We start from the raw sequence: 4,241 nt of genomic DNA, 5'->3' as shown, positions 1-4,241 counted from the left end.
ACGGCGCCGTCGTTCATTCAGGGCATCGACTGGTCTGACCATTGGTCTTTTTCGCAGAAGGGCATTCCGGCCTTCATGGTCACGGACACGGCGCCGTTCCGTTATCCGCACTATCACCAGGGCGCGGATCGCCCGGACAAGCTGGATTACAATCGGCTGGCCCGTGTGGTGCAGGGGCTGGAGGCGATGATTTTGGCCATTGCAGGTCAATGACGAGGCCGTGATACTTTTGGCTCAGGTACCCCAGTCCCTTGTCACGCGCTCGGCGGTGTCCATGTCGTCGACGACCAGGATCAGCCGGTTGGCGTGATCGCTATACTGGGTCTCGATATTGACCCCCGCGTCGCCAAGGGCGCGGGCGATCGCGCGAAGTTGGCCCGGCACGCCCTGCTTCAAACGGCGGATTAGCACCGGGCGAAAAGTGGCTGTGCCAAGCCCGGCCTTCTCAAGTGCGGCGCGCGCCGTCTCTCCGTCCTCGACCAAAAAATGGGCGTAGCCGACACCACCGACGGTAAAGACGCCGCCGCCTTCCAGGCTGACGCCGGCCGCGCCAAGCGCCTCACCGAAGCGCGCGAGTGAACCCGGCCGCCCGGGCAGTTCGATGGCGACGTCGTACATGTTGCTTTGCTAATGCATAGCGCGATGAACCGGCAAGCAGCCTATCCATGATCGCCGTCACCGGCCCCCTCTGGCTGTGGAGCGGCGAGGGTGCCAGCTGGCATTTCCTCACCGTGCCCGAAGATCTCGCCGGCGAAATCCGCGCCGAGAGCCTGGCCAGGCGCGGCGGGTTCGGCTCGGTCCGCGTCGAGGCGCGCGTTGGCGACGTTTGCTGGCGGACCTCGGTGTTCCCGCAGAAGTCGGGCGGCTACATCCTGCCGGTGAAGAAGGAAGTGCGCTGCCGCGCCGGGATCGCCGCCGGCGACGAGGTCAGCTTCGAGCTGGAAATCCTCTGATCATCCTTCCGGCAGCGGTTCGCCGGTCGAATCCTCGGTCTGCACCACGCTTTTCCTGCGCGAGGCATCGAGGCTCCACGGCCCTGGCCCGGCCGCCGCGATCAGCAGGAAAATGAAGCAAAACAGGATCGCTCCCTCGCCCTTGTTGATCAGCGGGAAGGTCGATTGCGGGGCGTGCACCATCCAATAAGCGACCGCCATTTCCCCCGAGAGGAGCAAGGCGACCGGCCGGCTCGCCAGCCCAAAGATCAGGAGCAGGCTGCCCAGGATCTCGATCACGCCTGCGACCCAATAGAGCGACAGCACGGGAGGGTTCATGCCGAGGGGCGGAAAGCCAAATAGCTTGCCCGTGCCATGCTGCAGGAACAGCAGCGCGGCGACAATTCGAAGCAGGCTCAGCGCCTGCGGTCCAAAACGGCTCTCACCCATCCAACGGCTCCCGCTCTGAAACTGACCTGCCGTTGCTGCGGGGTTGTGAAAGCGAAATCAAGCCTGCCGCAGCGCGGCGGCATTGGCCTCATAGCCCTTGGCCATGCCGTTCAGCATATCACTGGTCTGGCGGTCGCTGATCGCCGCGGCGAGGCGCTGGCAGCGTTTTGCCTGGACTGACAGCGCCACGGCTTGCTCTTCGGTCACATCGACCAGCAGATTGACCGCGCAGGTCAGCTCGCCTTGGTCGTCGAACAACGGCGTGGGGTAGGGAGTGAATGCCCGCCGCGTGCCGTCGGGGCGCATGGCGATCGCCACTTCGTCGCGAACCTCGCGCCGCTCCTTGATCGCCACAGCCATCGGGCAACGGTCATGCGGGACCGGCTCGTCGCTCATCGATTGGATTTGCCAGGTGACGCACCAGCGGTCCTTGCCCAGTTCGGGCTCGCGGCCGGCAAAGTCGACGCAGGCCTGGTTCCAATAGGTCACCATGCCGTCGGCATCGGTCAGGTAGACCGGCGCAGGGATGGCATCGAGCACCGGCCGGAAGCATTCGTTTCCGGCCCTGAGCGCGTCGAGCGCCTGGTCGAGGAAGTCTTGGGCGGTTTGCGTGGCGGGCATGGTTCGTCAGCGTCGAGCTTGCCGCTGTTAACCAAGGCAATTCGCAGAAGGTTCCGGCGTTTTCAAAAAAGTGAAACCTGTGGCGCTGTTGCCACCATGGCTAGCGCAGCCGCTTGACCATCATCCGCCCGTCGTCGGTCAGCTTGGTGCCGAAGTTGGGCAAGGCCTTGATCAGGTCGGACAGGCGGTTGTACCCGTAATTGCGCACCGCGAAGCTGGACACTGCTTTGGCCCGCTGGCCCATCTCCGACAGCGAGGCATAGCCTTCCTCGTCGCGCTTCGAGGCTTTGAAGGCATTGCCGAGCACCTGCAGCAGGTCGGTATCGACCGGCCGCTGGCCTTCGCCGGCGATCGGCTGGTCGAGTGCTTCGGCCTGCGCCGCGGCCAGCGCTGATACGTCGAAGAAGCGGGTGCAGGCCTGCTGGAAGCTCATCGGCGTCTTAGCCGTGCCGAAGCCATAGACCGGCAGTCCGTCCTCGCGGATGCGCTGGGCGAGCGGCAGGAAGTCCGAATCCGACGACATGATGCCGAACCCGTCGACATGGCCGCGGTAAAGCAGGTCCATCGCGTCGATGGTCATCCGCATGTCGGTCGAGCTCTTGCCCTTGACCACGTCGAACTGCTGCATCGGCACGATTGAATGGAGGCCGGTCAGCGCGCCCCAGCCCTTTAAGGACGTTTTGGCCCAATTGCCGTAGGCACGGCGGATATTGATCGTCCCGAGCTCGCCCAGCACCAGCAGCACTTCGTCGAGATGCTCGGGCGACGCATTGTCGGCATCGATCAGCAAGGCAATGTTCAGCTCGGATTCGGTGTAATCGTTTCGGTCGGGCATCGCTTCTTCGTTCTGTTTGTCTGCCGTTCATACCGCAACGGGGTCGGAACGAAATCGGCGCCTGGACGCTTTTATACCCGTGAAGGGCGAAAAGAGTTTCAGGAGGATGTAGGTCATGAAACGTCTAGTTTTAGCGTCGACAATAGCAAGCAGTCTCGCGGTCTCGGCCTGCGCGACCGGCCCCTATGGCTACAATGACGGCTACCAATATGATTCGCAGGGCCGGCGTATCGCCACGGGCGCCGGGATCGGCGCGGTCGGCGGCGCAGTGGCCGGTGCGATCCTTCCGGGCGTCAACCCCGTGACCGGCGCCCTGGTCGGAGCGGTGCTGGGCGGAGTCGCCGGCGCGGTGATCAAGGGCCGCCAATATTATCGCGATACGCGCGGCTATTGCTATTACGTCGATCAGTACGGCAACCCGATCTACGATTATAACGTTAGGTGTTAATCGCTTAGCGCCGTCTGCTTAGACAGGACGGAAACTATCGTCCGCTTCGTCGAGCAGCCACAATTCGCCATCGCGAATGGAAAAATGGCACCCGAGTAGCTTCAAGGTGCCATTTTTTTCGCGCGCCGCGACGAACGGGAAGGTGCGAAGGTTGGCCAGGCTCTGGCGAATCGCGACTTCCTCCAGCATCCGGTGCGCTTCCTCGTCGGTGCCATGGTCGCGGGCGATTTGCTCGGCTGCTCCATCGACCTGATTCATCCAGGCGGACACGAATCCGCCTTCGCCGGCTGCCGCGCCCTTGAACTTGCCGGTCAGCGCCGCGCTGATCCCGCCGCAGCGCTCATGGCCCATGACGACGATTTCCGGAACTTCCAGCTGGGTGACGGCGAACTCCAGCGCTGCCGAAACGCCGTGACGGCCGCCGCCGGTCTCGAACGGCGGCACCAGGTTGGCGACGTTGCGAACGACGAAAATCTCTCCGGGATTGCTGTCGAAGATGGTCGCCGGATCGGCCCGACTATCGCTGCAGGCGATCACGACAGCTCGGGGCGACTGTCCCTCGGCGAGATCCTGCCAGCGGCCCTTCTCGGTGACGAATTTATTGGCCCGGAACCGGCGATAGCCCTCAAGCAGATTGCCAAAGCCCTTCATTCGACACTCCTACCACACTGGCCAGCCGGTTAGTCGGGCGGGCGAGGGGTGGCAAGTCGGGACCCAAATCGCTATCTGCCCCGGCATGAACGCACCGCTTCCTGTTCCCCCCCAGGCGCCCAAGCAGCGCAAGCCCGACTGGATCCGCGTCAAGGCGCCGGTCAGCGAGGGCTATCATGAGACGCGCCGGCTGATGCGCTCCTTGAATCTCGCCACCGTGTGCGAGGAAGCGGCCTGCCCGAACATCGGCGAATGCTGGACCAAGAAGCACGCCACGGTGATGATCCTAGGCGACACCTGCACG

General features: G+C 63.7%; 8 protein-coding genes and 1 pseudogene. 4 read left to right on the top strand and 5 right to left on the bottom strand.

The features are described from left to right. A partial coding sequence (locus Q0C64_RS13180; protein WP_294124300.1) for a M28 family peptidase occupies positions 1 to 213 on the top strand: 213 nt, incomplete at its 5' end. Positions 214 to 234: 21 nt separating this feature from the next. Here Q0C64_RS13180 and Q0C64_RS13175 read toward each other — a convergent pair. Further along, positions 235 to 618, bottom strand: a complete 384-nt coding sequence (locus Q0C64_RS13175; RefSeq protein ID WP_294124299.1) for an amino acid-binding protein — start codon at positions 616 to 618, stop codon at positions 235 to 237. A 47-nt stretch (positions 619 to 665) separates the two neighbouring features. Here Q0C64_RS13175 and Q0C64_RS13170 point away from each other — a divergent pair, with 47 nt between their 5' ends. Next, positions 666 to 953, top strand: a complete 288-nt coding sequence (locus Q0C64_RS13170; protein ID WP_294124298.1) for a DUF1905 domain-containing protein — start codon at positions 666 to 668, stop codon at positions 951 to 953. Here the strand turns inward: Q0C64_RS13170 and Q0C64_RS13165 are convergent, their stop codons facing one another. From Q0C64_RS13165 to Q0C64_RS13155, 3 genes are all read right to left on the bottom strand, one after another. Then, a complete protein-coding gene (locus tag Q0C64_RS13165) occupies positions 954 to 1,382 on the bottom strand; it encodes a DoxX family protein (protein WP_294124297.1) in 429 nt (142 codons plus the stop codon). It abuts the gene before it with no gap. A gap of 57 nt (positions 1,383 to 1,439) precedes the next feature. After that, complete coding sequence (locus tag Q0C64_RS13160) at positions 1,440 to 2,003, bottom strand: PAS domain-containing protein (RefSeq protein WP_294124296.1); 564 nt, start codon at positions 2,001 to 2,003, stop codon at positions 1,440 to 1,442. 100 nt (positions 2,004 to 2,103) lie between these two features. Further along, positions 2,104 to 2,838, bottom strand: a complete 735-nt coding sequence (locus tag Q0C64_RS13155) for an NYN domain-containing protein (protein WP_294124295.1) — start codon at positions 2,836 to 2,838, stop codon at positions 2,104 to 2,106. Positions 2,839 to 2,953: 115 nt separating this feature from the next. Here Q0C64_RS13155 and Q0C64_RS13150 point away from each other — a divergent pair, with 115 nt between their 5' ends. Further along, positions 2,954 to 3,286 (top strand): hypothetical protein, encoded by a 333-nt coding sequence (locus tag Q0C64_RS13150; RefSeq protein ID WP_294124294.1) that lies wholly within the window; start codon positions 2,954 to 2,956, stop codon positions 3,284 to 3,286. An 18-nt stretch (positions 3,287 to 3,304) separates the two neighbouring features. Here Q0C64_RS13150 and Q0C64_RS13145 read toward each other — a convergent pair whose 3' ends face one another. Then, complete coding sequence (locus Q0C64_RS13145; RefSeq protein WP_294124293.1) at positions 3,305 to 3,937, bottom strand: carbonic anhydrase; 633 nt, start codon at positions 3,935 to 3,937, stop codon at positions 3,305 to 3,307. Positions 3,938 to 4,022: 85 nt separating this feature from the next. Here Q0C64_RS13145 and Q0C64_RS13140 point away from each other — a divergent pair. Then, positions 4,023 to 4,241, top strand: a pseudogene (locus Q0C64_RS13140) (lipoyl synthase); the annotation flags it as partial.

This window comes from Sphingomonas sp. (assembly GCF_023266535.1).
In the GTDB taxonomy this organism is placed as follows: Bacteria; Pseudomonadota; Alphaproteobacteria; order Sphingomonadales; family Sphingomonadaceae; genus Sphingomicrobium.
This window is presented reverse-complemented; position numbering and strand designations above follow the sequence as displayed.